Source organism: Rothia mucilaginosa (assembly GCF_001061665.1).
GTDB lineage: Bacteria > Actinomycetota > Actinomycetes > Actinomycetales > Micrococcaceae > Rothia > Rothia mucilaginosa_A.
On sequence record NZ_JVSP01000007.1, the window covers coordinates 109,259 to 134,300 of the forward strand.

Here is a 25,042-nt window from a genome sequence, read left to right on the forward strand (position 1 = left end):
ACCTAAAGGTGCTGGCGCTCCTCCTACTTACGTCGTGCAACCGGGAGGGGCGCCAGCATTTTCTATGCTCACTTCTGTCCACTCGGGCACGAACGATGTATGTTAGAGCCCCCTTCCTGAACGAAAAAAGCGAAGAGGAGTAAAATAGAAGGTGCGCGCGCCCGGCCTGCGTCACCTACGAATTTCTCGAGAAACGACACCATACGCCGTGTTCTCAGCGCCGCCCTCCCGAAGCACTCTCACGCATCCCTGGGCGAGCATCGCCGATGACCGACCGACCCGTCTGACGCCGCATCCACTGTAACGAGGAGAAATACCATGGCATATCAGCCGACCATCCTAAACGGTGAAACTGTTTTCCGTAACGAAGTTTTTCAGACCGGCCTCATGTCCCAGCTGCTGGACGGTATCTACGATGGCGAGATGACCATCGGTGAGCTCCTGAGCCACGGCAACTTCGGTGTGGGTACCTTCAACGGCCTCGACGGCGAAATGGTCGTCCTCGACGGCGTCTGCTACCAGGTGCGTCACGACGGCTCCGTATCCCTGCCCGACCTGCGCCAGCAGACCCCCTACGCCGTGGTCACCAACTTCGTGCCCATGATTAAGCGCGAACTGCCGCAGAACCTGCTCCGTAAGTCTGCTTCCCAGATCCTGGATGACTTCACCGTCTCCAAGAACTACATGTACGCCATCAAGATTTACGGCGAGTTCGAATGGGTCCGCACCCGCACCGTCATCAAGCAGGAGAAGCCCTACCCGAAGATGGTTGCGGCCACCGAGAATGAGGACATTGTCCAGTTCGATAACGTGACCGGCACGATTGTTGGCTTCCGCACCCCGATCTACGAGCAGGGTATCTCGGTGCCCGGCTGCCACGCCCACTTTATCGATGATGAGCACGTTCAGGGCGGCCACGTGGTCGACTTCAAGCTGCGCTCCGCAAAGGTCGAGATTTGCCCCGGTACCGGCCTGCAGCTGCACCTGCCGCTAACCCCCGAATTCTCCTCCGCTAACCTCTCCCCCGAGGACCTGGCTGAACAGATCTCCAAGGCTGAAAAGCACTAGCCTTCTTTCCCGCCGGGATATAGCAACGGGCTATATTAACGAAGGAGCCGCCCTCTACTGTTCTGTAGAGGGCGGCTCCTTCGTGTTCCTACGTGCTGTAAACGGCGCTTACGCCTCCGGCACGAACTCGCCGTGGCCGCGCTCGCGCAGGGCGGCACGCACCTTCTCAGCGGCCGCATCCAGCTCTTCGGCGGTGGCGTCCTTCTTCGCGTTGGCGGGATCGTAATCAGCCATGCCGTCAGCAGGGAACAGGTGGATGTGGGTGTGCGGAACGTCGAAGCCCGCAATCATCAGAGCCACACGGTCCTTATCAAACGCCTGATCCAGGGCACCAGAAATCTTGTGCGCCACGGAGAACAGGTGCGCGGCCAGGTCTTCGGGCAGGTCGGGCCAGCGGTCAATCTCGGCGCGGGGGACGAGTAGCAGGTGACCTTCCGACAGGGGCATGATGTCCATGAACGCCACGCACTGGTCGTCCTTCCAGACGAATCGGCCGGGAATCTCGCCGTCAATAATCTTGGTAAAAATCGTGCTCATGCTATCTCCTTTGATGATATTCCGCCGCCCACGCGGTGAACGTGTGGGCGGCAGAACGGGTAGTACGGGTAGTACGGGGATGAGGGTTAGTCCTCAACCTCAATGCTCTCGCCGGGGTTCAGGTGCTTCAGCTCGGTACCGTACTTGCCACCGAAGTTCGTCACCAGACCCTCGATAATGCCGGTACCGTTAGCGTTAATCATGCCGTTGTGAATCGGGACCACGCGCTGCGCGCCGGTTGCGATCACAAAATCAATGACTTCCTGAACCTTCGACCAGGGGGCGTGAATCGGTACCAGAACGGTATTCGCACGCACGCGGTGCGGAACCACCAGCGAGTCACCCGGGTGGTACACGGCACCGTTAATCAAGTAACCGACATTGGCGATGGTCTGAATCAGCGGGTGAATCAGGGCGTGCTGACCGCCGAAGGTCTTCACATCGAAGCCGGGGATGGCGAACTCGGTGTCCGCCTCCACGACGGTCACCTCAGCCTCGGGCGAGGCCTCCAGAATGACCTTGGCGACCTCGGGAACGGTCCAAATCTTCAGAGGGTTACCCTCTGCGATGCGCTGGGCAATAATCGGCAGTACCGAGGGAGCGTGAAAGTGGTCGGGGTGGGCGTGGGTAATGAACAGGTACTCCGCGCTCTGCAGGGCCTCGGCGTGCTCGCCATCGGGGGAAAAGTTACCGGGGTCAATCACCAGGACGTGTCCGTCGTGCTCGATGCGGACGCTGGAGTGGGTATACTTCGTTAGCTTCATGTGTTTCAGTTTACTCTTGTGTTTCTCTCCTTATCCCAAAAAACTTCACTTTTTGAGACAAAGTGCAAATCAGAGGCTTTCTATGTGGCTTTAGTGTACAGTTCTTTACACAAGATCGACCGTGACTATTGGGGGCGGTTATCCGCTCCGAAAGGTTCATCAATGGACACTCATATTCCCGTTCGGAGAATTACGAAGCCCGCCGAAGCTCGCAACACACGTCAGCGCCGCATCATCAAGGCCACGATGGAAGAGCTCGGCGATTTTATTTCGGCACAGGATCTGCACCTCACTCTCGCAAACCGCAAGGAACAGGTCTCTCTCGCAACCACTTACCGTGTGCTGCAGTCGCTGGCCAACGCCGGGGAGCTCGACTCGGTCAAGGGCGTTGATGGCGAAACCCTGTACCGCCACTGCCGGGCCAAGGAGCACCACCACCACCTGCTCTGCCGCCGATGCGGCACCGCCATCGAGCTGGAAGCTCCCGATTTCGAGGATTGGGCACTGACCATGGGCAAGAAGTACGGCTTCTCGGAGCTCGAGCACGTGGTCGAGGTGACCGGCTACTGCCCCGATTGCACCCTGGCCCTGCGAGAAGAAGAAACGCAGAACGAATCGGCCCGCTAGGGTCGGCACACCGTCCTAGAGGCGGTTGGGATTCCGGCCAAATACCGACGAATCCCACCAATAGCACGACAACATATCAGCACGACGCAGCACGACAACACACAGGGCGTTGAGAACCCAACCCCGTAGCACGATGTGAAAGAGCCCCCGCTCAACTCGAGCGGGGGCTCTTTCACGTCTGCGGACGTAAGCTAGTTCTTTGCCGCCAGCTGACGGCCCGAGGCGCTGTGGCGGCGCTTCACGGAACCAATCACACGGCACACCAGGTAAATCAGGAAGGAAATGCTCGTCACGTACGGGCTAATCGGCAGTGAGCCGGCCAGCGCCAGCATAATGCCGCCCACGATGGAGGCCTCAGCGAAAAGCACTGAAAGCAGCAGCGTGCGCAGCGGAGAAGCCGTCACCTGCATCGCCGCCGCCGCCGGGGTAATCAGCAGGGCCAGCACCAGCAGCGAACCGACCACCTGCACCGACAGCGCCACCGCGATACCCAGCACAACCATGAAAACCAGCGAGAGGAAGCGCATCGGAACGCCCTTCGCCCGAGCCACATCCGGGTCGAGGGAGGCGAAGCTCAGGGGCCTCCACACAATAATCAGCAGGGCAATAATGACCACCGCACCAATAATCATGGCGTTCAGCTGGTCGGCATCCACGGACACGATCTGACCGGTGAGCAGGCCAAACTTATTCGCACTACGACCCTGATACAGCGAAAGGAACAGAATACCCAGCCCCAGGCCGAAGGGCATGAGCGTGCCAATCACCGAGTTCGACTCGCTCGCCTTGGACCCAATCATCGCAATCAGCAGGGCCGAGGCAATCGAGCCAACCATGGAGCCGGTGACCACGTCGTAGCCCAGAAGCAGGGCCAGGGCCGCTCCCGCGAAGGACATCTCAGAAATGCCGTGCACCGCGAAGGCGTGATCGCGCATCATCACGAAGATGCCGACGAAGCCACCGATGAGGCCCAGCACAGCACCCGCAAAAATGGAGTTCTGCAGCATATGCAACAGCTCGCCGTAACGGTCAAACACGAAGATGCGCGAGAGCAAATCACCCTGCGTGCTGGATGCAGCGGCGGCCAACGCGGGGAGGGAAGAGAGAATGGTCATCGAGCGGTTCCTCCCGGTAGGTGCAGGGTGCCGGACGCGCCGCCGGGCTGTGCCTCGACTCGCAGGTGGGCACCGTGGATATTCTGGTCGCCGCCTTCAATGTGGCAGTGATCGCTGGCGTGGGTCTCCCCCACCACCACGTAGCGGCCGTTGGACTTGAGCACGCTCACCGGAGTTCCGTACAGGGAGGTGAGGGTCTCGCTCGTCATAACCTCTTCGACCGAACCAACCGTAAAGCGGCCGTTGGCCAGGTAGAGCACGCGATCCACGTGCTCGATAATCGGGTTGATCTCGTGCGTCACGAAAATTACCGAGACTCCGTGCTCGCGGTTGAACCGGTGAATCAGCTCCGCCACGGCGTACTGATGGTTTAGGTCTAGGGAGAGGAGCGCCTCATCGGCCAGCAGAATCTTTGGGTCGTTCGCGAGGGCCTGGGCAATGCGCAGGCGCTGCTGCTCACCGCCGGAGAGCAGACCCACCGGAACGTTGGCGTACTCGGTGGCGCCCACCGCCTCCAGCAGCTCGTCGACCTTGGCACGGTACTTGCGGCCGTGCAGGCGGATACCCCAGCGGTGCCCGTCCACGCCCAGGCCCACGAGGTCGCGAGCGCGCATCGGGGTGGAGGGGTCGATTGCCTTCTGCTGGGGCACGTACCCAACACCGGGGTTGCCCAGGCGGGCGGGCTTGCCGAGCACCGAAATTTCGCCGGAGTTAAGACCGGTCAGCCCGAGGATGACCTTGAGGAAGGTTGATTTGCCGGAGCCGTTCGGGCCGAGCACCGCGAAGTACTCCCCGGCCCCAATATCGAGGGTGAGATTTTTCCAGAGGGTGCGGGCCCCGAAAGCGAGGCTACCCCCGCGAATCGAAATCGCGGGGGTGGCACCGTTATTGTTATCAGTCACTTAGGAGAGCGCCTTTTCGAGGTTGCTGACGTTGGTCTTCATCCATGCCAGGTAGTCGGTGTTCTCGGGCAGGGTTTCGGTGAAGGATACGTAGTTTACAGAAGCGTCCTTCGCGGTCTGCAGCACCTCGTTCGTCTGGGAGGTGGCGGTCTGCTCGTTGTAGGCCAGCAGCTGCACCTTCTTCTCGCTGATAAGGTCCTTGGTTTCCTTCAGCACGAGGGCGGGAACGTCGTTACCCGCTTCGACAGCCTCGGCGAACTCGCTGGGGGTTGCGTTCTCGGCGCCGGTGGAGGAGATCAGGTAATCGGGTACGGGCTCGGTGGAGAGATACTTCTTGCCCGCACCGGAGATGGCCTTTGCGGAGGCTTCGAGGCCGTCCAGCTCCTTGACGAAGTTGGCGGCGTTCGAGCGGTAGGCCTCAGCGTGCGCGGAGTCCAGGGTGGCGAGGTCCTCGGCAATCTGCTGGGCAACCTTCTTGACGGTTTCGAAGTCGTACCAGAGGTGCTCGTTGAACTCGTGAGCGTGGGCGTGATCGCCGCCGTCCTCGTGGTGTTCGCCGCCGCGGTGGTCCTCGACCAGGTGGTTGTACTCTGCGTCGGTGAGCTTGCCGCTGACCTTGACCGCGTTCACGACCTTCTGGGAGGCATTATCCTTGCCGGCCAGGTCTTCAAGGAACAGATCGTAGCCCGCGCCGTTGATGACGATCAGGGATGCGTCCTTGGCCTTGAGTCGGTCGGAGCTGGTGGCTTCGTAGGAGTGGGGGTCGGTGCCGGTGGAGGAAATCAGCGCGCTGACCTCAACGTTGTCGCCACCGACCTGCTTAACGATGTCGGCGTACACGTCGGTGGAGGCGAGCACCTTAACCTTGCCGTTCGAGTTAGCGGAGGCGCTCGAACCGGAGGAGCTGTTCTCGGTGGCGCAGCCGGTCAGAAAGAGGGAGGTCGCCGCGAGGGATCCCAGCGCGGTGAGGAAGTGCTTGCGGGTGATGGGGCGATGCGACATATCGTTCTCTTTCTGTTCGTCTGCTGATGTGTTTCTTCCGTTTCTTAACTACACCACGCGCATACCCGTATAAACAACTCTTTATTTGTTGTCCCGACCGGGCGAGTACCCGCGTTCGATGTCCTTTGGAGGCATGCCTTATCGACGGTTCGGGTACGCAAAGGCCCCGTGCTTCAGGGCAGTGGGCGCTGAAGCGCGGGGCATCGTTTCTGCTGCAGACGGTCGCCGGAGGGTAGGAGCCTCGAGTAGCCGAGCCGAGGGGCCGGACGTCGCCTTAGTCGGCGTCCCGACCCGCAGCACGGGCACGCTGACGGCGAATACGTTCGCGCACCTCGTCCTGCGTGGTGTCGTTGATTTCGCCGACGAGCTCCTCGAGCACGTCCTCCAGGAAGACCACGCCCAGGGTGCGGCCGTGACTGTCCATGACCTGCGCGATGTGGGTTCGGGTGCGCTGCATCGAGGTCAACGCATCGTCGATATCCGTGGTCGGCGAGAGCGTATCCAGAGAGCGCAACTTATACCAGGGGAAGGGCTCGTTGAATCGCTCCGGGGAGACGGCGAGCGCGTCCTTCACGTGCAGGTATCCCATGTAGGTTCCGTCGCTGTCGGTGATGACGAAGCGAGAGTAACCGCTGCGGGCCACGGCGTGCTCCAGCTCTGCGGGGGTGCTGCCGAAGGGCAGGGTGACGAGCTTGTCACCGGTCACCATGATGTCGGAGATTTCCTTCTCGGTGAACTCGAGGGCGCCTTCGATCACGCCGGCGTCATCCTCCACGGTACCTTCGGCGGTCGAGGTGGCCACGATGGTCTGCAGCTCGCCCAGGGTGAAGGTCGAGGCAACCTCGTCCTTAGCTTCGACCTTCATGAGGTGCAGCAGGCTGTTGGAGAGGTTATTGAGCAGGGCCACGATGGGTGCGAAGACCTTGGAGACACGCACCAGCGGCGGCACAACCCAGAGGGCCAGGCCTCGGGCGGCGAGGGTGACGGTTGCGTTCTTGGGCACCATTTCGCCGAAGATGACGTGCAGGTAGGTCACCAGGATGAGGGTGATGCCGAAGGCCAGCACGTCGACGACCGCGGTAGGCAGGCCAACCAGGTGCATGGGCATCTCCAGCAGGTGGTGTAGCGCAGGCTCCGAGACATTCAGGATGAGCAGCGAGCAGATGGTGATGCCCAGCTGGCAGGTGGCGAGCATGAGCGAGACGTGTTCAAGGGCGTAGATGACGGTCTGCGCCCGTTTGTTGCCTTCCTCCGCGAGGGGCTCGACCTGTGCACGTCGGGTGGACATGATGGAGAACTCACCGGAGACGAAGAAGGCGTTTCCGGCAAGCAGCAGGACCAGCAGTGCGATGGCTACCCAGTCGTTCATGCGCGTACTCCCTTCTTCGGTGCGGTGTCCTCGTGAGCCGAGTTTTCTTCAGAGTCGGGGGTGAATCGGATGCGGTCAACGCGCCGGCCTTCGAGGGCGTCAACGCGCAGGGTGCCCCCTGTGACCGGGACGGTGTCGCCGATTTCGGGGATGCGGCCGAGTCGATCCATCATAAAGCCGCCGACCGTCTCGTACTCGGGGCTTTCCTCAACCTCGAGTCCGGGAATAAGGGCGTTGATTTCGTCGGGGCGGCGCAGGCCGGAGAAGACCCAGTCGCCGTTGCCGTAGCGCAGGGGGCGCTCGGTGCGTCCGCGGTCGTGTTCGTCGGAGACTTCGCCGACGATTTCTTCAACGAGGTCTTCGAGCGTTGCGATACCCGCGGTTCCGCCGTACTCGTCGAGGACCACGGCAAGCTGCAGGGCTCCCTGGCGCAGCTGGGTGAGCAGCGCGTCCAGGTGCAGGGTCTCGGGGACCTGCAGAACGTCTTCGGCGAGCGCGCCGGCCTCGAGGGTGCCGCGCACTTCGGGGGGAACGCCCACGGCCTTCTTGACGTGCACAACACCCACAATGTTGTCGTGGTCGCCCTTGTAGAGCGGGAATCGGGAGTGGCCGGTGGAGCGTGCCAGCTCGATGATATCGCTGACGGGTGCGGTGTCTTCGAGCATGGAGACCTGGCCTCGCGGGGTCATGACCTCGGAGGCGGTCAGCTCGGAGAAGCGCAGGGTGCGGTCCAGGAAGCGGGCTACGGCTGAGTCGAGGGTACCTTCCTTAGCGGAGCGGCGCACCATCGAGGAGAGCTCGTCGGGGGTGCGGGCGGCGGAGAGTTCTTCTTTGGCTTCCATGCCGAAGCGGCCCAGAATCCAGTTTGCGGAGCCGTTCATGATGCGCACGAGCGGCGAAATAATGCGGGTGAAGTTCAGCTGGAACGGGGCAAGGCGGCGGGCCACGTTGTAGGGGTCCGCGATGGCGAGCCCCTTGGGCAGCAGTTCGCCCATCACCATGGACAGCAGGGTCGCGATGAGCATCGCGAGGACGAGGGTAAGAACGTCGATTAATCCGCTTGGCAGGCCCAGGCTACCGATGGTTCCCGTGGTGAGCGCCTTGATGGCGGCGTCGAGGGTGTAACCGGTAAGCAGGGTGGTGATAGTGATGCCGATCTGGCAGCTGGAGAGCTGCGTGGATAGGGTCTTGAGGCAGCGCAGGACGGCGTCTGCGGCCTTGTCGCCGGAGTCTTTGGCCTGCTGCACGGTGGCGGCTTCGAGGGCCACGAGAGAGAACTCGACGGCCACAAAGAATCCGGTTCCAAGAATGAGCAATAGCCCGATCAGCAGAAGAATCAGATCCACTCGGTCACCACCTCGGTTCGGAGCGATGCGCCGAGCACGGGTAGAGTAGCGGTCGGGTCGCGGAATAGTGCGGGTACTCCGCGCTGGTCTGTGTGTACGTTCGTACTCGAAGGGTCATCCATACCCCATATTCTAGCGAAGGTTCCGGGCCGCCTCGTTGCTCCGGGTCGGTTCCGTTCTGGGCGGAAGGCCTCGTGAGGGGCTTTATGGCGGCCCTTAGCTTATTTGAACCGTGTTGAGTGAAAAATTGCATTGTCTACATGCTGTTCTCAGGTGGAAACTTCACGGTGATTCTCTCTACACTTATACATAGGAGCATGAGTGTGCCGCCAAGCAAGCGGATGAACTCCGGAGTTCACGGCACGCTAGGCAGGTTTGTACGGTGCACACCCCGCACATACGGCCTCTACCGCAGGCGATGCGCACATGCTCAGCGTGATGATTCGCCCCTCGAAGACGCGGGTCGTCTATGCCGGGGTGAGTCCCGGACGCGACGGATAAATTCACACTAATTGGAAGAGGCGTTTAACGTGCCAAATCTGCCAGAACATCTGGTGCCTGAGGAATTTGCCGGTAACGAATGGTTCGTTGAAGAACAGTACGAGCGTTACCAGAAGGACAAGAACCTCGTGGACCCTTCATGGTGGCCCATTTTTGAGACCATCGATAAGGCGCTGGGAGGCGCCGGTACCGCGAGTACTCCGAGCCCCGCCGCAGCCGCACCGGCTGCTCCCGCAACTCCCGCCGCCGCTCCGGCGGCTCCTGCAGCCCCCACCGCTCCCGTGGCATCGAAGCCTACGAAAGCGCCTGCTACCCCCTCCCCCGCACCTGCTACTCCGAAAGCTAATACCGTGGAACCTGCTGAAGACAAGATTGTCCCCCTGCGTGGCCCTGCTAAGGCAGTCGTCACGACCATGGAAGAGTCGCTGACCGTCCCCACCGCTACGACTGTTCGCGCGGTCCCCGCTAAGCTTCTGATTGAGAACCGTAGCGCCATCAACAAGTACCTGGCCAGCACCCGCGGCGGCAAGGTTTCCTTCACCCACATTATTGGTTACGCGGTCATCCGCGCCGTTGCGGCTATGCCCTCCATGAACGTGACCTACAACGTGGATGAGAAGGGCAAGCCCGTTGCCGTCCACAACGCTCACGTGAACTTCGGTCTGGCAATTGATATCCCCCGCCCCGATGGTTCGCGTAACCTGGTGGTTCCGAACATTAAGGGTGCCGAGCAGCTGAGCTTCCGCGAGTTCTGGGACGCTTACAACGACATCGTCAAGCGCGGCCGTAACGGCGCGCTGACCATCGAGGATTTCCGCGGCACCACCGTGTCGCTGACCAACCCCGGCGGTATCGGTACCGTTCACTCGGTGCCCCGCCTGTCGAAGGGCCAGGCCGCCATTATTGGTGTGGGTGCTCTCGAGTACCCGGCTGAGTTCCGCGGTCTGTCCGAGAAGCTGATTACTCAGCAGGGCCTGTCGAAGATTATCACCCTGACCAGCACCTACGATCACCGCGTGATTCAGGGCGCCGGTTCCGGTGAGTTCCTGAAGCTGGTCGAGCACTACCTGCTCGGCGGCGATGACTTCTACGACGCTATCTTCCGCGACCTGCGCATCCCGTTCGAGCCGGTGCGCTGGGCCCGCGACAACCACATCGACGACGAGCACGAGATTTCGAAGGTCGCCCGTATTCAGCAGCTGATTCACGCGTACCGCGTGCACGGCCACCTGACCGCGGCAACAAACCCCGTCGGCTACAAGATGCGTTCGCATCCGGACCTGAAGCTGGAGCGCTACGGCCTGACCCTGTGGGATCTGGACCGCGTCTACCCGACCGGGGGCTTCGGCGGCGCCGAGCGTCTGCCGCTGCGCACCATCCTGGAGCGTCTGCACGAGGCATACTCGGGTTCCCTCGCGGTCGAGTACATGTACTCCGAAGACCCCGAGGTGCGCGCATGGTTCCAGGAGCGTCTGGAGCACGGTGCGACCAAGCCCAACCGCGAAGAGCAGCTGCGCGTGCTCTCGAAGCTGGTTGAGGCCGAGGCATTCGAGCACTTCCTGCAGACCAAGTACCTGGGCCAGAAGCGATTCTCCCTCGAGGGTGGCGAATCCCTGATTCCGCTGCTGGATGCCGTTCTTGACAAGGCAGCAAACAAGGATCTGAAGGGCGTTGCCATCGGTATGGCACACCGCGGTCGCCTGAACGTGCTGACCAACATCGCGGGCAAGTCCTACGCTCAGATCTTCCGTGAGTTCTCCGGAACCGCCGCTCCCTACGAGGGCGGTTCGGGTGACGTGAAGTACCACCTCGGCACCGAGGGCGTCTTCACCTCCGATTCCGGCAAGCAGACCCAGGTGTATGTGGCCGCTAACCCCTCGCACCTCGAAGCCGCTAACACCGTGCTCGAGGGTATTGTCCGCGCTAAGCAGGACGTCTATCGCGAGCAGGGCGTTGAGGGCCACCCGGTTCTGCCCATCCTGATTCACGGTGACGCAGCGTTTGCCGGCCAGGGCATCGTCATGGAGACCCTGCAGATGGCAGACCTGAAGGCTTACACTACCGGCGGCACCGTGCACGTTGTGGTGAACAACCAGATCGGTTTCACCACCCTGCCCAACGACGGCCGTAGCGCAACCCACCCCACCGACATTGCGCGTATGACTAAGGCTCCGGTCTTCCACGTCAACGCTGATGACCCGGATGCCGTGGTCCGCGCCGCACGCCTGGCCTTCGAGTACCGCGAGCGCTTCGGTCGCGACGTGGTCATCGATTTGATTTGCTACCGCCGCCGCGGTCACAACGAGGCCGACGACCCGTCGATGACCCAGCCGAAGATGTACCAGGACATCGACGCTCTGCCTTCGACCCGCACCCTGTACGCACAGGATCTGGTGGGCCGTGGCGATGTCTCCCAGGAGGAGGCAGACGAGGTTCTGGATTCCTACCACTCGAAGCTGGACGCTATCTTCGTCGAGACCCAGTCCTCGGCACCGGCTCCGACCGCTCCACACGTTTCCGGTCTGGAACTGCCGGCTGCTCAGCAGAACACCGAGGTGGTTCACGCCGGCAAGACCGCAATCTCCCTGGAGACTCTCCAGCGCATTGCCGATGCCTTCGGTAAGGCTCCCGAGGGCTTCACCGTCCACAAGAAGCTGAAGAAGCTCATGGACCAGCGCGTTGAGATGGGCCGTAGCGGTAACGTGAACTGGGGTATGGGCGAGCTGCTCGCCTTCGGTTCGCTGCTGCTGGAGGGCACCGACGTTCGCATGAGCGGTCAGGATGTTCAGCGCGGTACCTTCGTTCAGCGTCACGCGGTCCTGCACGACCACCTGACCGACGAAGAATGGTCGCCGCTGCAGCATCTCTCCGAGAACCAGGGTAAGTTCCGTATCTACAACTCCTTCCTCTCGGAGTACGGCGTGCTCGGCTTTGAGTACGGCTACTCGGTGGAGCGCCCCGACTCGATGGTCGTGTGGGAGGCTCAGTTCGGTGACTTCGCCAACGGCGCCCAGACCATCATCGACGAGTTCGTCTCCTCCTCCGAGCAGAAGTGGGGCCAGCGCTCCTCGCTGGTTATGCTGCTGCCTCACGGCTACGAGGGCCAGGGTCCTGACCACTCTTCGGCACGCATCGAGCGTTACCTGCAGCTGTGCGCCGAGAACAACATGACCGTTGCGGTCCCCTCGACCCCGGCTTCGCACTTCCACCTGCTGCGCCGCCATGCTCAGCACCGTCCGTACAAGCCGCTGGTGGTTATCAGCCCCAAGCAGTTGCTGCGTCTGAAGGCCGCTGCATCCTCGATTGAGGACTTCACCGAGGGCTCGTTCCAGCCGGTGATTGGCGACCGTTCGGGCATTAACCCGGCTCAGGTGGAGCGCCTGGTCTTCGTGTCCGGTCGTCTCTACTACGATCTGGAGGCCGAGCGTGAGCGCCGCGGCGACACCAAGACCGCGATTGTCTCGGTGGAGCAGCTGTACCCGCTGCCCGAGAGGGAGATCAAGGAACAGCTTGCCCTGTACTCCAACGCAACCGACCTTGTGTGGGCTCAGGACGAGCCGGCCAACCAGGGCCAGTGGCCGTTCATGGCGGTCAACCTGCTGCCGCTGCTCGACCGCCGCGTGCGTCTGGCTTCCCGCCCGGCCGCTGCTTCCCCGGCAGCCGGTACCGGTAAGCTGCACACCGCCGAGAACGAGGCTCTGCTCAAGCAGGTCTTCGAAGGCTAAACGGTTGAAGTTCTAACCGTTCACAACCCGTCGCCCCGTCAGGTACGCCTGGTGGGGCGACGGGTTTTTGGTCTCGGATGCTTGTGGATAGGGGATTAAGTTCGAAAACCGGCCCGTAAGCGCTTATCCTAGATATAAAGACTATTACTCACGTGCCCCGCCGCCTCTCACGGCGGGTCCATCCTGCAGAAGAAAGAATTCCGTGGAGCAACGCAATATTCGAATTGTGGCAGTCGGCGATGACCTGCTCGCCGGTGTTGGCGATCCCCGTACCCTCGGCTGGTTCGGCCGCGTCATGGCACGCACCCCGCAGACCACCGCATCCATCGCGGCGTACAACCTGGCCGCACCCAATGAAGGCAGCGAACAGCTCAACGCTCGCTGGTTTGAGGAGGCCCGCCGCCGCTTTATTCCGGGCGCCGACAACCGCCTCGTCATCGCTCCGTCGACCTTCGACATCGATTTGGGTCTGACCAGCGCACGCTCCCGCTTGAACCTGGCTAACATTGTGGACATGGCCTCGCAGAACAACATCAAGGTTCTGGTCGTCGGTCCCCCTCCGACCCTGGATGCCGAGCGTAACCGCCGCATCGCCGATCTGTCGGCCGCATACGCCGATGTCGTGACCCGCCGTAACCACGTGTACGTGGACACCTTCAACCCGCTGCTGCACCACGAGCAGTGGCGCAACGACCTGGCAGCAAATGACGGTCGCCCCGGCCAGTCCGGTTACGGCCTCATGGCCTGGCTCGTGTTGCACCGCGGCTGGTACAACTGGCTGAACATCCCGGAGCACGGCTAATCCTTTGGAAGAGGAAGGCGAAGAAACTTCGTGTTTTTTCGCTCATATCTCGGTTCCAAGATGCAATCAGGCCGTTTCTATGAAAAAATAGACGGCGTTGCCCCTATAGCGTGGACCACCGATTTTCGGTGACCGCCTCTCACAGGGCAGTTAACGAGGAACGCGCACCGCGAAGGTGGGGCGTGTTTCCATGAACACTATAAGGAGGCTCTCATGAGCAAGCGCGGTCGTAAGCGCAAGGACCGTCGTAAGGGCGGCGCAAACCACGGTAAGCGCCCCAACGCATAAGGTATCTTGCATACACTTTAAAACCCCGGCGTATCGAATCTTCTATTCGAACCCGGGGTTTTGCTTTACCCCCCCCATCACCCGGGTGCGGGGAATAAAGCCCCAAATCAGACGTTATGTTCTACGGTGACCGTATGGAGCGTTCCCGTAGAGAGGAGGAATCATGGCCGAGACCGCAGACACTCAGAGTGTCAGTGCCAAGGACACCCGCGAGCTACGTGAACGTTTTACCGCACAGGCCATGCAGTACGTGGACCAGCTCTACAGCGCGGCCCTACGCATGAGCCGCAACCCTGCCGACGCTGAAGATCTGGTGCAGGAGACCTATATGAAGGCCTTCGCGTCCTATCACCAGTTCACCGAGGGTACGAACCTGAAGGCGTGGTTATACCGCATCCTCACGAATACGTACATCAACCTGTACCGCAAGCGTCAGCGCGAACCGCAGCAGAGTCAGGGTGAAACCGTCGAGGACTGGCAGCTGGCCGCTGCCGGCGATCACGACGCCGTGGGTCTGCGTTCGGCTGAGGCCGAGGCGCTGAGCTCTCTGCCGGGCACCGAGGTGCGTGAGGCACTGAGCTCCCTCCCCGAGGATTTCCGCATGGTGGTGTACTACTCCGATGTCGAGGGCTTCGCCTACAAGGACATCGCCGAGATTATGGACATCCCGATAGGTACGGTCATGTCCCGTCTTCACCGAGGACGACGCATCCTGCGAGAAAAGCTACTCGACTACGCGAGGGAGAACGGTCTGCGCCCCTCCACGGTTGCCAAGGTTGAGGCGAAGGCCGCCGCCTCGGCAGCCAAGGCCGCGGCGAAAACCTCCCCCAAATCGGTTTAGCCCCCTCAAAAAACGTTTGCCCCACTTGCTTCCCCCTACACCTTCCGTGTGAAAGGAACCTCCGATGTCTGATACCCCGAATACCTCTACCGCCCCCTCAGAAGACTGCGGCGGCGAACCCTGTTCCACGACCCTCAAGAAGCTCTACGAGTTCCTGGACGGCGAGCTGAGCAGCGAACAGGTGCGCACGATTCAGCGCCACCTCACCGCCTGCCCCGAGTGCACCGATGTCAAGAACTTTGAGCTGGCGCTCCGCGAGAAGATGCGTTCCTCCTGCGCGCAGAAAGCTCCCGCGGAGCTCAAGAGCCGTCTGCTGCAGGATGTGCGAGACTTCTGCGAGCAGGTGCACCGCTAGGCACTGAGTCTCCCCACTCTGCTTTTCAGCTTTTCTTATAGGGCCTGCCCGGCGCTCCCCTCGAGCACCGGGCAGGCCCGTCTCATCCGGGGGTTCCGGCGGGGTGCGCTAAACCTTCACCCGGTAGAATAGACCTAGACCGGCTACGGATTCCGCCGAGTGCGGGCTACCCTCCGTAGCATGCCGATTTGGAAGAGGATTTATGAGCGACGCATCAGTGCAGCTGTCCGCGGGTGATTGGCCCGCTCCCCCGGCCCCCGCTTCGGCCCTCGGCCGTCACGCGACGGTGCATATCCCCGGTTCAAAGTCGCTCACAAACCGATACCTGCTCCTGGCCGCTCTGGCCGATTCTCCCTCGTACCTACGCGCGCCTCTGCACTCCCGCGATTCTGCCCTCATGATTGAGGCGCTACGCCGCCTGGGTGCCGGGGTTGAGCTCATTCCCACCGATTCGCCCTTCGGCCCCGACCTGCGGGTTACCCCGTTGGATTTCTCCGCGTCAGCCGAGCCTTCCGGGGTTCGCGAGGCTCACCGCGTCAGTATTGACTGCGGTCTGGCCGGCACCGTGATGCGTTTCGTACCCGCCCTGGCGGCCCTGCTACCCGGTGAGTTCGCCTTTGACGGCGACCCTCACGCACGCCAGCGTCCCATGGGCCCCGTGCTGGAGGGTCTGCGCCAGCTGGGCGTGCGCGTGGACTGCGCCGAAGCGCCCGATGCTCTACCCTTCATTCTGCGTACCCTGGGCCTGGCCTCCGTGCCGGTGGACGAGGCTCCCGTCGTGCGCATCGACGCTTCTTCCTCTTCCCAGTTCGTCTCTGCGCTTCTGCTCATGGCTCCGCGCCTGCCGAAGGGGCTCGTGCTCGTGCACGAGGGCTCCTCGGTTCCCTCGATTCCGCACATTCAGATGACGGTTGAGGCGCTCCGCGAACGTGGCGTGCGGGTGCAGGAGCACTACCCCGCCGAGGGTGGCGAGTACCGCTGGGTTGTTTCCCCCGGTTCTTTCCCCGGCTTCGAGGTCACCGTGGAACCCGATTTGTCGAATGCCGGCCCGTTCCTGGCGGCTGCCGTGGCCACGGGTGCCTCTGTGAGCGTTCCCCACTGGCCCGCCCCCGCGGCTGATTCCTCGGCCGGTACCACGCAGGTCGGCGATATGTGGCGCGAGCTTCTGCCGACCCTGGGTGCGCGCGTCGAGTATCGCGACGGTGCTCTGACCGTGACCGGCCCGCGTTCCCTGCCGGAGGGGCCGCTCAACTACGACCTGTCGGCCGGGGGCGAGCTCGCCCCGACCATGGCCGCCCTGTGCGCGCTGGCGCACGGCCCCGTCGAGCTGCACGGCATTGCGCATCTGCGCGGCCACGAGACGGACCGCCTGGCCGCCCTGGCCGCCGAAATTAACCGTCTGGGCGGCCGTGCCCGCGATACCGAGGACGGCCTCGTGATTGAGGCTCCCATCCCCGCTGAGGCCCGCGCCGAGACCGTGGTGGCCCGCACCTACGACGACCATCGAATGGCTACCTTCGCGGCCATTGTCGGCCTTCGTCGCGGCAACACCGTCGTGCAGAACGTGGGGACCGTCGCGAAGACGATGCCCGAGTTCACCTCCATGTGGGAGGGCATGCTCGCGCAGTGGGCCGGTGAGGCCCCAGAAGCCCCGCAGAACGTACAAACCACCGAGGAGGTGAGCTAATGGGTTCCTCCCGAATGAATGTTCGTGACTTCTCTGATTGGGATGAATCGGATGTGCACGTTCGCCCCAACAAGAAGGGCTCCCGCCCCCGCACCAAGGACCGCCCCACCTTCAAGGAGGCCATTCGCGGCCGCGTGATTACCGTGGACCGAGGCCGCTGGTCCGTGGTCGTGGACGAGGGCACCGAGAACGAGCGCACCCTGATTGCCGCCCGCGCCAAGGAACTGCGCCGCACCCCGATTGTGACCGGCGACTTCGTAGACGTGGTGGGAGATACCTCGGGGGCGAAGGATACCCTGGCGCGCATCGTGCGTCTGGGGGAACGCACCTCCGTGCTACGCAGAAGCGCCGACGACACCGACCCCTCGGAACGCGTGGTCGTGGCCAACGCCCAGCAGCTCGTCATTGTGGTCGCTGCGGCCAATCCCGAACCGCGTACCGGTTTCATCGACCGCGCCGTGGTGGCGGCGGTTGATGCCGGAATCGAACCGATTCTGTGCATCACGAAGACCGATGTGCGTTACCCCCAACATCTGCTGGACTACTACGCCGCCAGCGGCCTCAAGATTGTTCTCTCGGCTTCCTCGGACGGCCTGGCCCCCAGCCAGGACGGTGCCCAGGGCCTCGAGTCGGCTCCCGTGCAGGAGCTGTTGCAGGAGCTGCTGGGTGAGGTATCGGTCCTGCTGGGCCACTCGGGCGTGGGTAAGTCCACGTTGGTGAACGCGCTGACCGGTTCGGATCGCGCAACCGGCCACGTGAACGCGGTGACCGGTCGAGGCCGACACACTTCCTCCTCGGCCCTGGCCCTGCGCCCCGTGGAGCGCGATGGCCGCCCGGTCCCTGCGGGTACCTGGATTATCGATACCCCGGGTATCCGCTCCTTCGGCCTGGCGCATGTGCCGCGTGAGACCGTGGTCGATGCTTTCGTCGACTTGGCCCCCGGTGCCGCCGACTGCCCGAAGGGATGCACCCACGCAGCGCAGGCCCCCGATTGCGGAATCGAAGCCTACGTGGCCGCCGGGAAGGCGGGCCCCAGCGGCCCCGAGCGTCTGGAGTCGCTACGCAAGCTCCTGCTGCTGACCCCCGAGGAGGGGGACTCCGAGAAGGAACTGGGCGCCCTCGCCTAACCACACACCGATTACTACCGTGAGAAGAGCCAACCAACCATGAGCCGTACCCCGCTGTACACCGACGATTTGCGTCTCGCGCACATTTTGGCAGATAGCGTGGACCGGGTCAGCTCCGCCCGTTTCCGTGACCGTCCCGCATACTCCCCCGCGGAGGACGGCCCCGCTATCCCCGAAGAGGAGCAGAAGCCCGCTGAGTCCGCGCCCCTGGCACCCTGGCAGCGTGCCGCGCAGCAGAGTACCGAGCCCGAACCGGTCGTGCCGGAGGCGCCCGCCGATTATGCGCTGGAGGTTGCTCTAGAAATTGAGGAGCTGTTGCGGGCTCAGCTGTCGAGGGTCCGCACCCGCGACGGCATCGCCGGCGAACACGCGGGCCACAACGGCCAGGCGGCGCGCCAGTGGGTTATTGCGCCCCTCGCGGAGCTGGATAACTTCCGCCGCGGCGTTCCCGTGTGGGCCACCCTCATCGCTCTGCTGGACCAGGGTGAGCCTGTGGTGGGCGTGGTCTCCGCCCCGTCGCTGGGCCGTCGCTGGTGGGCTGCTCGCGGTTCGGGTGCGTACACGGGCAAGTCGCTCGCGCAGGCGACCCGCCTTCAGGTTTCTGAGGTGACGCAGCTCGATCTTCTCTCCGTAGCGTACACGGATATCGCCTCGTGGGAGCAGGCTGGCTCCTCCGTCCCGAACCTCACCCCGCGCCTGCTACACCTGCTACGCTCCGCAAGCCGTTCCCGCGCCTACGGGTCCTTCTGGTCGGTGTGCCTGCTCGCCGAGGGGGCCGTGGATACCGTGGTGGATCCGGCCCTTTCCTTCTTCGAGGTGGCGGCTCTCCTCCCGATCATCCGTGAGGCCGGCGGCGTTGCCTCTACCCTCGAGGGCAACCTGCCCGAGCACGCCGGTACGTCCGAGACGGTATCGTTGGTGGCCAGTAATACCGTAGCGGTTCAGGAACAGGTCCTCCAAATCCTTAACACGGAGGGTTAGGCCTCCTTCTCTCGCCGGACTTATCTCGGCGGAGCCGCGCATACGATAAAGGCGGCGGCACCCCAATACGGGGTGCCGCCGCCTTCCTGCGTTATATCGCTTTCTTAGAGAGCGACGAATAGAACGCCCAGCAAGGCCAGAATGCTCAGGCCTGCAAGGACATAGGCGAAGATATTGAAGGTGTTCATCTTCGAGGTGTACTTGGTGACGTGGCCGCTATTGACCTGCGCGGAATAGATGGCCAGCCAGATAGCAATACCGGCGGGAATCAGGCCCGTCAGGAATAGACCGACGACCGAGGTCGAGTCGTAGGCTAGCGAGCTGGAACGGTAGCCACGGCTACTCATCTCATTCATCTCGAGGGCACGCAGGCCCACAACCATCCAGGCGTAGATGGTGAGCGCCAGGGCTCCCAGGCCGGAGCAGAAGGCGCCGATGGAGTAGTAGTAGCCGGGGCCGCGGAAATCGCTGGTGGCGTCGCCGTAGGGGCGGCGGTGTTCTTCGGGGACGGTGTACTCGGCCGGGATACGATGGTAGGTATCGTCACGCTCGGGGTACGCGGCGGGTGCGATAGCCACTCCCGCGGGTGCACCGGGCTGACCGTTCGGAGCACCGTAGGCGGGCTGGAAGGAGGGAGCTGCGCCGGGCCCTCCAGACTGAGCCTGCGAAGCGCCGTAGGGAGCGCTATTGTTCGATGCCGCGGCGAATCCGCCCTGGGCACCGCCGGAAGCGGGGGTGGGGTTCTGGTTATCCATGGTGTGTCCTTATTCGGGTGTCGCCGAGCTCCGGTGCGTGACGGTACGCTCCGAATGCCCCCGGCAACGTGGGTATCCATTGGCTCTCTATCGTTCATCATACGGCTACGAAAGCTCAAGCGTCGCGGCGTCGGAACAATATCTACACTTTGATACTACGTCATGAGTTCTCTCTACGTCTTCTTACGTAACGTTCTCGTTACGATACGGTCGCACATTCGCCCCGCAGCGGGTATAAAAAAGACCCGGCAGGCGCTCGTTTGAGCATCTGCCGGGTGGTAGAAACCTACCGCGGTTCTTCCTCTGGATTGGAACCGATAATCACCGCCGCACCTCTACTCGCTCCGCGAGGTTTCCGAGGCGGGCTATGAATCCATTGCCACCCTACGCCGTGCTATCCGCGGCGGTCACCTTCAGGCCGTCTACGCGGGCGATCGAGTCAAAGTTAGCGCCGAGGCACTCGATGCTTATGCGCGCGTCAACCGAGCGCTTCGCCTCCAACGGGGGGTGAGCACCGATGAGCGCAACAACAACCCGCCAGCGCAGGCCCATGCGAGCCCCTTCTGGCGGGTTGTTCTGCGCGAGCCGAGCGCCGTGCAGGCGCGGGTCAGAGAATGACCGCAGTGCCCGTCGCGATGGCGGCGAGCATGCCGTTGTCGGTGCCGGCGGTGAAGTAGTCGACCTTCACGCCGACGACCGCATTGGCGCCCATCGCCTCGGCACGGGCGCACATTTCATTGACGGCGGTCTCGGAGGCGCCGCCAATCTCTTCCTCGTACTGGGAGGCGCGGCCACCGAACAAGTTGGCCAGGCTCGCACCGATGTCTTTGAACATGTTGACACCGGAGATCGCTTCGCCGGAGACCATACCGATGTATTCCTTGACGGGTGCACCCTCAACAGTTGGGGTCGTCACAACAAGCATTATTCACTCCAATCATAGAGAGCTAACGTAACAACACTACCTGTCTTCTCGCGCTACGGCTAGTAGGCCACCGGCTACACGAACACGAAGCTCCTAACACTTCACACTCGCCAGGCTACCGCTATTCGGACTGTCAGTCTTCACCCGCGAGTTTAATCGGATGACGCACGATGGTCTTCAACTTGTCAGGTGTTACCTTGCGAGCGTCCGACAGATAAACCTCGTGGTGGCGCCGCTCCTCCGACAGGTCGATCTCGTAGCCTTGCTCGCGCGCGAAGGCATCCATGGCTTCGACCGTGGCAGGCTCGTCGTCGTAGCTACCGACGTGCAGACACTGGACGCAGAGCCCCTCGCGTACCCGAAGATACTCCGCAATCGAGCAGTCAATCTTCTTTTTCGCCGTCGCCTCCTCGACCGCCCAGCCGAAGACCTCCCGTGTCACGAAGTCGGGTAGACGGATAACGGCAATCCAGTTGAATGCCTCCTTGTGGGCGTAGTCGACCCCCTCCACGGCGTCCTGCCGGGTGGTAGAAACCTACGGCGGTTCTTCCTCTTAGAAACTTCTAAGCGATGTTTTACTTACTAGATCCCTTAGGAGGTCCCTTAGGGAACTTTGAATCACTCTCAAGCGTCTTTCTGGCTGCAAAAGTAACCAAAAGACCTCCTAAAATTGCACTTAGAATTGATACTGGATTAAAGAACTCCCCGTCTCTGGCAAATGAGATAATCACCCAGAACACCGGAACAATAGTGAGAAAAAATCCTAGTGTAAATATATTCTTCGCACGCATTGGACCTCTTCCAAGGCTGGTATTACGGAGGCCACCATTGCTTTCTGTGAGACAACGGAGGATGCCGGATATTTTGTCGGTATCTACGACTCTACTGTTTCCAGCTCAGTCTTGGGCTCCCATTCTCAGGAGCAAAATCATAGTGATTGATGCAAACCTTCCGACACGCCAGTTATAGTAGGATAATCCTTATCTACATCCAATGCGTCCGAGGAGCCTGTGCTGATTTTGCCGTCTACCGACATAAGCATAAATAAAGTTGTTATAGGTCTGCTCATTTTTCAACCTCGTGTACTCATACTATTTTATAGAGACTGTCCATGTATCCCCATCGACCAGGTACTGAAATTCCGTCAGAGCCGGATCGTTTATTACTCGCATCAAATCCTCAAAATCATCGACCGTGTTTATCTCTGATAGGCGATTGCTTTCCACCCATTCCATCTGACCCTCGTCAGAAGACATGACCGTCCCGCTATATTCGTTAGTCCTGAACAAAATAACAACATAGCGTCCGTCCTTGATTGGAAATTGCTTCACACCCACAAGCCGTGGATTCTTTATATCCAGCCCCGTTTCCTCTTTCATTTCACGGATAACCGCATTAACGAAAGATTCTCCCGGTTCCACATGACCGCCTGGAAGCGTATATCCCTGCCAGTCATTTTTTACTCTGTTCTGAAGGAGCATTCTGTCCCCATCCGTGATGAGACACAATACCGTCAATTCAACATTTTCCGTTCTGCTCATATTATTCTCACTTCTTCTTTTTCGGAACAGGAAGTTCTTCGTACATCGCTTCCAGCAATTCACAGAGAAACTCTTTAATCTCAATCACCCAATCAATGAAATCATTGATTGCCTTCTGATTGTCCGTCGTGTTCATCTTGATGTTGGAATACTCCTCCAGCAGGATGTCAATCTTCGTGTTTTGGTTGCGGCACTCTCAAGCCATTTCGACAGAACCGAATGAATCGCCGTATGAAACATCTGATAGCCCATATCCTTGAGCCTATGAGGATGCGTATGTTCTTGAGCAGTTCATCGACTTGGTCTTTTTTGAGCACGATGCGGCTGGCCTTGGTTTCCAGCACGACGGCGGGGTCGTTCACGTTGTCGGGCAGATACCACCCGTCCGGCTTGTCCGCCACACCCTTGAAGCCCACCCGGTTGAACGTCATGAGCTGTCCGACGCCAGAGACGACCCCCGGCCTGTCCTCGAAGTCGAGGATTCCCCTGGCCTTGTCGCGCACCTGATCTTCGGTAAGGTCCTCCGCCATCGCCGCTCCTTTGCTACCCATGTCACAATAAATCGGTCGATTCTGAACCCTAGGAACAATGTAGGCTGCTGGGTTCAGTAAGCCTCAGAATCTGTCCCATAATCGGTGTCTGACCACCTGAGTGTATCATCATTGACAACATTATCGATATCAAATACTTCTAGCGGGGAGGCAAGACCCAAATTACCATGTGGGCGACGGATATCGGGCTGAGGCTCATAGCAAGGCAAAGCTGAAAACCTTCCTATCCGAGACATTGATGGTGCTGTACTCAAAGCGTGCATTTCGCTCATAGACAGCCCCATCGAAATAGCACACATCTTTGTCGAGTCAGCTGTGCCACTCATCCTTATTTTCGTCAGTGAGGTAGTCTCTGAATGAGGACCAGCTACCCCGATATCGTCCCTCGAACGGATGAGGAGAGATAGACAGGCCCTCGAAGTCAACGACATATGAGTCGTCATTCTCTGATGGCGTTCTCATTACAATGCGGTCACATGAGCACCCTCGGGCACGCCGGTACATTCCAGAACAGACCGGCAATACAGGACCGACCAATTGGGCATAAAAATACCCGGCAGGTGACGCCGTGGGGCGTCCTGCCGGGTGGTAGAAACCTACCGCGGTTCGTCCTCTGGATTGGAACCGATAATCACCGCCGCACCCAATACGGGATAGCGGACGGTTGGGAGATCGTGGAGATGCGGGGAATCGAACCCCGGTCCGATGTGGCGTCAACGGGGCTTCTCCGTGCGCAGTTTATGCGAACGCTACTTTTCGGCTCCGGTACTTGCATAAACACATATACCGACGAACCTAGTCACGTAAAAGTCCCGCCAGCCCCCGCGACGAGGGCTAGCAGCAGTGGCCTTTTAAGTCGATGCCGGTAACTGAGCCAAAGGCATGCTCAGGCCGACAGACGGCAACTCGCGCTTAGGCAGCGAGTGCGAAGTCAGTGCGCTTAGATTCTGCACTTAATTTTTTGCAGAGGGCGTTAACGAGATAACCCTGCATCCTCGGCACGCTTCACCCATCTCAACTCACATCGTCGAAACCGATCATCCCCCTATGCTTTTATCAAAAAGCCCACCGTCCTCTGAAAGTTTTCCTCAGCGTACCTAGACGCTGCGGTGCCATTCAAACACGGTAGAGATTCAGTATATCTGAGACACTCGAACGGGCGCAAGTCCTCGAGACCTCCCCCGACGACGTGCACACGCTGAGTATCAGTCTCCAAATACAAAGGAGGAGGGGCGGAGCCTCAGAAACTCTGAGTGCTCCGCCCCTCCCCTAACGCGCTCGTCAGGTGGCGTTCTAAAGTTTATTAACGTGCCGGGACGGTCATCAGGTCGTCCGGATCGTCACCGATCTGGCAGACCGCGTGGCCGTGACCGTCGTTAGTACCAACCTCGGCGCACTTCTGCATGGTCTGGAAGGTAAGGATATAGACAAAGACCATAATGAGGCCGAAGATAAAGGCCAGAGCACCGGTAATGATACCGGTAATTGCGAAGCCCTGACCCGCGCCGGCAGCCTTGGTCTGCTTCAGCGAGATGATACCCAGAACAACGGCAGCGATGCCAAAGAGCAGGCCGATTGCGAAGAAGCCGGTCAGAAGACCAACAATACCGAGAATCATCGAGGTGATAGCCAGAGCCGGGGTCTTCTTCGATGCCTGGTAGGGGTAGTTGCCCTGCTGGCCGTAGTTGTAGAGATCCTGGCCGGGCTGCTGGTAGGAGTTCTGCTGGTACTGGTAGTTGTTGTACTCACCCGGCTGGCCCTGCTGGGGGTAACCCTGGCCGTACTGGGAAGACTGCTGAGCCGAAGAGTCCTGGCCGTACTGGCCGAACTGGTTCTGGCTCTCCTGACCGTACGAGGACTGGTTGTAGGAGTTCTGGCCATACGAGTTCTGGCCATACGAGTTCTGGCCGTAGGAACCCTGAGCGGACGAATCCTGACCGTACGAGGACTGATTGTAGGAGGACTGGCCGTACGCGTCGTTCTGCTGGGAAGAAGCAGGCTGCTGAGCAGCATAGGGGTTCTGCGCGTTCCCCTGGGGGTTTCCGTAGTTATTCTCAGACATCTGTCATTCTTTCTTTCACAGTTGCAGTGAACAGTTTCATCTCGCTCAACGCGCTACGTAGCGCCAAGCCTTACCCACAATTATATAAACAAGCCGCTCTTTGACCACATATCACGCAATTTTTTCATCAGGAGAGCCGTTACGCCCTCCATCCAGCAAATATGCTTCGGA

At 60.8% G+C, this 25,042-nt stretch carries 24 protein-coding genes and 1 other RNA gene; 10 read left to right on the forward strand and 15 right to left on the reverse strand.

From position 1 onward, the window contains the following. Positions 1 to 318 precede the first annotated feature (318 nt). Positions 319 to 1,068: an acetolactate decarboxylase gene (gene budA, locus ADJ95_RS05250; RefSeq protein WP_049333268.1), complete on the forward strand. Its 750-nt coding sequence runs from the start codon at positions 319 to 321 to the stop codon at positions 1,066 to 1,068. A gap of 108 nt (positions 1,069 to 1,176) precedes the next feature. On the opposite strand, the gene ADJ95_RS05255 is transcribed toward budA, so the two are convergent. Both ADJ95_RS05255 and ADJ95_RS05260 read right to left on the reverse strand, forming a co-directional pair. After that, complete coding sequence (locus tag ADJ95_RS05255) at positions 1,177 to 1,605, reverse strand: HIT family protein (RefSeq protein WP_049333270.1); 429 nt, start codon at positions 1,603 to 1,605, stop codon at positions 1,177 to 1,179. A gap of 86 nt (positions 1,606 to 1,691) precedes the next feature. Then, positions 1,692 to 2,369: an MBL fold metallo-hydrolase gene (locus ADJ95_RS05260; protein WP_049333272.1), complete on the reverse strand. Its 678-nt coding sequence runs from the start codon at positions 2,367 to 2,369 to the stop codon at positions 1,692 to 1,694. Between the two features lie 162 nt (positions 2,370 to 2,531). Here ADJ95_RS05260 and ADJ95_RS05265 point away from each other — a divergent pair, with 162 nt between their 5' ends. Further along, the gene (locus ADJ95_RS05265) at positions 2,532 to 2,996 is read left to right on the forward strand and encodes a Fur family transcriptional regulator (RefSeq protein ID WP_049333273.1); all 465 of its coding nucleotides are present in this window, start codon (positions 2,532 to 2,534) and stop codon (positions 2,994 to 2,996) included. 191 nt (positions 2,997 to 3,187) lie between these two features. On the opposite strand, the gene ADJ95_RS05270 is transcribed toward ADJ95_RS05265, so the two are convergent. The 5 genes from ADJ95_RS05270 to ADJ95_RS05290 form a co-directional block, all read right to left on the reverse strand. Beyond that, complete coding sequence (locus tag ADJ95_RS05270; RefSeq protein ID WP_049333275.1) at positions 3,188 to 4,111, reverse strand: metal ABC transporter permease; 924 nt, start codon at positions 4,109 to 4,111, stop codon at positions 3,188 to 3,190. After that, on the reverse strand, positions 4,108 to 5,013 hold the full coding sequence (locus ADJ95_RS05275) for a metal ABC transporter ATP-binding protein (RefSeq protein WP_049333278.1): 906 nt from the start codon (positions 5,011 to 5,013) through the stop codon (positions 4,108 to 4,110). Before ADJ95_RS05275 ends, ADJ95_RS05270 begins: the two co-directional genes overlap by 4 nt. After that, complete coding sequence (locus ADJ95_RS05280) at positions 5,014 to 6,015, reverse strand: metal ABC transporter solute-binding protein, Zn/Mn family (protein ID WP_049333279.1); 1,002 nt, start codon at positions 6,013 to 6,015, stop codon at positions 5,014 to 5,016. A 274-nt stretch (positions 6,016 to 6,289) separates the two neighbouring features. Further along, positions 6,290 to 7,384 carry a hemolysin family protein gene (locus tag ADJ95_RS05285; RefSeq protein ID WP_049333281.1) on the reverse strand — a complete coding sequence of 365 codons (1,095 nt, stop codon included), beginning with the start codon at positions 7,382 to 7,384 and terminating at the stop codon, positions 6,290 to 6,292. Beyond that, positions 7,381 to 8,730, reverse strand: a complete 1,350-nt coding sequence (locus ADJ95_RS05290) for a hemolysin family protein (RefSeq protein WP_049333283.1) — start codon at positions 8,728 to 8,730, stop codon at positions 7,381 to 7,383. The genes ADJ95_RS05285 and ADJ95_RS05290 overlap by 4 nt, the downstream gene beginning before the upstream one ends. 530 nt (positions 8,731 to 9,260) lie before the next feature. Between ADJ95_RS05290 and ADJ95_RS05295 the strand changes: the two genes are divergently transcribed. The 8 genes from ADJ95_RS05295 to ADJ95_RS05325 all read left to right on the forward strand — a co-directional run bounded on the left by ADJ95_RS05295 (position 9,261) and on the right by ADJ95_RS05325 (position 19,037). Continuing rightward, a complete protein-coding gene (locus ADJ95_RS05295) occupies positions 9,261 to 12,956 on the forward strand; it encodes a multifunctional oxoglutarate decarboxylase/oxoglutarate dehydrogenase thiamine pyrophosphate-binding subunit/dihydrolipoyllysine-residue succinyltransferase subunit (protein ID WP_049333373.1) in 3,696 nt (1,231 codons plus the stop codon). A 202-nt stretch (positions 12,957 to 13,158) separates the two neighbouring features. After that, on the forward strand, positions 13,159 to 13,758 hold the full coding sequence (locus tag ADJ95_RS05300; RefSeq protein ID WP_049333285.1) for a GDSL-type esterase/lipase family protein: 600 nt from the start codon (positions 13,159 to 13,161) through the stop codon (positions 13,756 to 13,758). A gap of 213 nt (positions 13,759 to 13,971) precedes the next feature. After that, complete coding sequence (locus tag ADJ95_RS09610; protein ID WP_095343185.1) at positions 13,972 to 14,046, forward strand: 50S ribosomal protein bL37; 75 nt, start codon at positions 13,972 to 13,974, stop codon at positions 14,044 to 14,046. A gap of 163 nt (positions 14,047 to 14,209) precedes the next feature. Next, positions 14,210 to 14,887, forward strand: a complete 678-nt coding sequence (locus ADJ95_RS05305; RefSeq protein WP_049333287.1) for a sigma-70 family RNA polymerase sigma factor — start codon at positions 14,210 to 14,212, stop codon at positions 14,885 to 14,887. Positions 14,888 to 14,951: 64 nt separating this feature from the next. Beyond that, positions 14,952 to 15,242: a mycothiol system anti-sigma-R factor gene (gene rsrA / locus ADJ95_RS05310; protein WP_049333289.1), complete on the forward strand. Its 291-nt coding sequence runs from the start codon at positions 14,952 to 14,954 to the stop codon at positions 15,240 to 15,242. Between the two features lie 202 nt (positions 15,243 to 15,444). After that, positions 15,445 to 16,929 (forward strand): 3-phosphoshikimate 1-carboxyvinyltransferase, encoded by a 1,485-nt coding sequence (gene aroA / locus ADJ95_RS05315; protein WP_049333292.1) that lies wholly within the window; start codon positions 15,445 to 15,447, stop codon positions 16,927 to 16,929. Then, the gene (gene rsgA / locus ADJ95_RS05320; protein WP_049333294.1) at positions 16,929 to 18,056 is read left to right on the forward strand and encodes a ribosome small subunit-dependent GTPase A; all 1,128 of its coding nucleotides are present in this window, start codon (positions 16,929 to 16,931) and stop codon (positions 18,054 to 18,056) included. Before aroA ends, rsgA begins: the two co-directional genes overlap by 1 nt. Positions 18,057 to 18,095: 39 nt before the next feature. Next, a complete protein-coding gene (locus ADJ95_RS05325) occupies positions 18,096 to 19,037 on the forward strand; it encodes an inositol monophosphatase family protein (protein WP_049333297.1) in 942 nt (313 codons plus the stop codon). Positions 19,038 to 19,141: 104 nt separating this feature from the next. On the opposite strand, the gene ADJ95_RS05330 is transcribed toward ADJ95_RS05325, so the two are convergent. The 8 genes from ADJ95_RS05330 to ADJ95_RS05355 all read right to left on the reverse strand — a co-directional run bounded on the left by ADJ95_RS05330 (position 19,142) and on the right by ADJ95_RS05355 (position 24,871). Continuing rightward, entirely contained in the window at positions 19,142 to 19,792 is a 651-nt protein-coding gene (locus ADJ95_RS05330) for a hypothetical protein (protein ID WP_049333299.1), read from the reverse strand. A gap of 384 nt (positions 19,793 to 20,176) precedes the next feature. Beyond that, the gene (locus ADJ95_RS09385) at positions 20,177 to 20,344 is read right to left on the reverse strand and encodes a hypothetical protein (protein WP_160310627.1); all 168 of its coding nucleotides are present in this window, start codon (positions 20,342 to 20,344) and stop codon (positions 20,177 to 20,179) included. 55 nt (positions 20,345 to 20,399) lie between these two features. After that, a complete protein-coding gene (locus ADJ95_RS05335; RefSeq protein ID WP_049333301.1) occupies positions 20,400 to 20,717 on the reverse strand; it encodes a heavy metal-binding domain-containing protein in 318 nt (105 codons plus the stop codon). Between the two features lie 133 nt (positions 20,718 to 20,850). Then, entirely contained in the window at positions 20,851 to 21,228 is a 378-nt protein-coding gene (locus ADJ95_RS05340) for a GyrI-like domain-containing protein (protein WP_204371130.1), read from the reverse strand. 580 nt (positions 21,229 to 21,808) lie between these two features. After that, positions 21,809 to 22,258 (reverse strand): 8-oxo-dGTP diphosphatase, encoded by a 450-nt coding sequence (locus ADJ95_RS05345; RefSeq protein ID WP_049333302.1) that lies wholly within the window; start codon positions 22,256 to 22,258, stop codon positions 21,809 to 21,811. Positions 22,259 to 22,425: 167 nt separating this feature from the next. After that, positions 22,426 to 22,788 carry a hypothetical protein gene (locus ADJ95_RS05350; RefSeq protein WP_065423987.1) on the reverse strand — a complete coding sequence of 121 codons (363 nt, stop codon included), beginning with the start codon at positions 22,786 to 22,788 and terminating at the stop codon, positions 22,426 to 22,428. A 693-nt stretch (positions 22,789 to 23,481) separates the two neighbouring features. Continuing rightward, positions 23,482 to 23,854, reverse strand: a transfer-messenger RNA (tmRNA) gene (ssrA, locus tag ADJ95_RS09030). A 258-nt stretch (positions 23,855 to 24,112) separates the two neighbouring features. After that, positions 24,113 to 24,871 carry a DUF4190 domain-containing protein gene (locus ADJ95_RS05355; RefSeq protein ID WP_049333304.1) on the reverse strand — a complete coding sequence of 253 codons (759 nt, stop codon included), beginning with the start codon at positions 24,869 to 24,871 and terminating at the stop codon, positions 24,113 to 24,115. Positions 24,872 to 25,042 lie beyond the last annotated feature (171 nt).

Excerpts from the sequence above, each read along its gene's own strand:
- aroA (WP_049333292.1), top strand. The coding sequence starts at position 15,445 with ATGAGCGACGCATCAGTGCAGCTGTCCGCGGGTGATTGGCCCGCTCCC.
- rsgA (WP_049333294.1), top strand. The coding sequence starts at position 16,929 with ATGGGTTCCTCCCGAATGAATGTTCGTGACTTCTCTGATTGGGATGAA.
- ADJ95_RS05285 (WP_049333281.1), bottom strand. The coding sequence starts at position 7,384 with ATGAACGACTGGGTAGCCATCGCACTGCTGGTCCTGCTGCTTGCCGGA.
- ADJ95_RS05280 (WP_049333279.1), bottom strand. The coding sequence starts at position 6,015 with ATGTCGCATCGCCCCATCACCCGCAAGCACTTCCTCACCGCGCTGGGA.
- ADJ95_RS05335 (WP_049333301.1), bottom strand. The coding sequence starts at position 20,717 with ATGCTTGTTGTGACGACCCCAACTGTTGAGGGTGCACCCGTCAAGGAA.
- ADJ95_RS05265 (WP_049333273.1), top strand. The coding sequence starts at position 2,532 with ATGGACACTCATATTCCCGTTCGGAGAATTACGAAGCCCGCCGAAGCT.
- ADJ95_RS05305 (WP_049333287.1), top strand. The coding sequence starts at position 14,210 with ATGGCCGAGACCGCAGACACTCAGAGTGTCAGTGCCAAGGACACCCGC.
- ADJ95_RS05355 (WP_049333304.1), bottom strand. The coding sequence starts at position 24,871 with ATGTCTGAGAATAACTACGGAAACCCCCAGGGGAACGCGCAGAACCCC.
- ADJ95_RS05350 (WP_065423987.1), bottom strand. The coding sequence starts at position 22,788 with ATGGCGGAGGACCTTACCGAAGATCAGGTGCGCGACAAGGCCAGGGGA.
- ADJ95_RS09385 (WP_160310627.1), bottom strand. The coding sequence starts at position 20,344 with ATGGGCCTGCGCTGGCGGGTTGTTGTTGCGCTCATCGGTGCTCACCCC.
- rsrA (WP_049333289.1), top strand. The coding sequence starts at position 14,952 with ATGTCTGATACCCCGAATACCTCTACCGCCCCCTCAGAAGACTGCGGC.
- ADJ95_RS05330 (WP_049333299.1), bottom strand. The coding sequence starts at position 19,792 with ATGGATAACCAGAACCCCACCCCCGCTTCCGGCGGTGCCCAGGGCGGA.
- ADJ95_RS05255 (WP_049333270.1), bottom strand. The coding sequence starts at position 1,605 with ATGAGCACGATTTTTACCAAGATTATTGACGGCGAGATTCCCGGCCGA.
- ADJ95_RS05270 (WP_049333275.1), bottom strand. The coding sequence starts at position 4,111 with ATGACCATTCTCTCTTCCCTCCCCGCGTTGGCCGCCGCTGCATCCAGC.
- ADJ95_RS05325 (WP_049333297.1), top strand. The coding sequence starts at position 18,096 with ATGAGCCGTACCCCGCTGTACACCGACGATTTGCGTCTCGCGCACATT.
- ADJ95_RS05260 (WP_049333272.1), bottom strand. The coding sequence starts at position 2,369 with ATGAAGCTAACGAAGTATACCCACTCCAGCGTCCGCATCGAGCACGAC.
- budA (WP_049333268.1), top strand. The coding sequence starts at position 319 with ATGGCATATCAGCCGACCATCCTAAACGGTGAAACTGTTTTCCGTAAC.
- ADJ95_RS05345 (WP_049333302.1), bottom strand. The coding sequence starts at position 22,258 with ATGAGCAGAACGGAAAATGTTGAATTGACGGTATTGTGTCTCATCACG.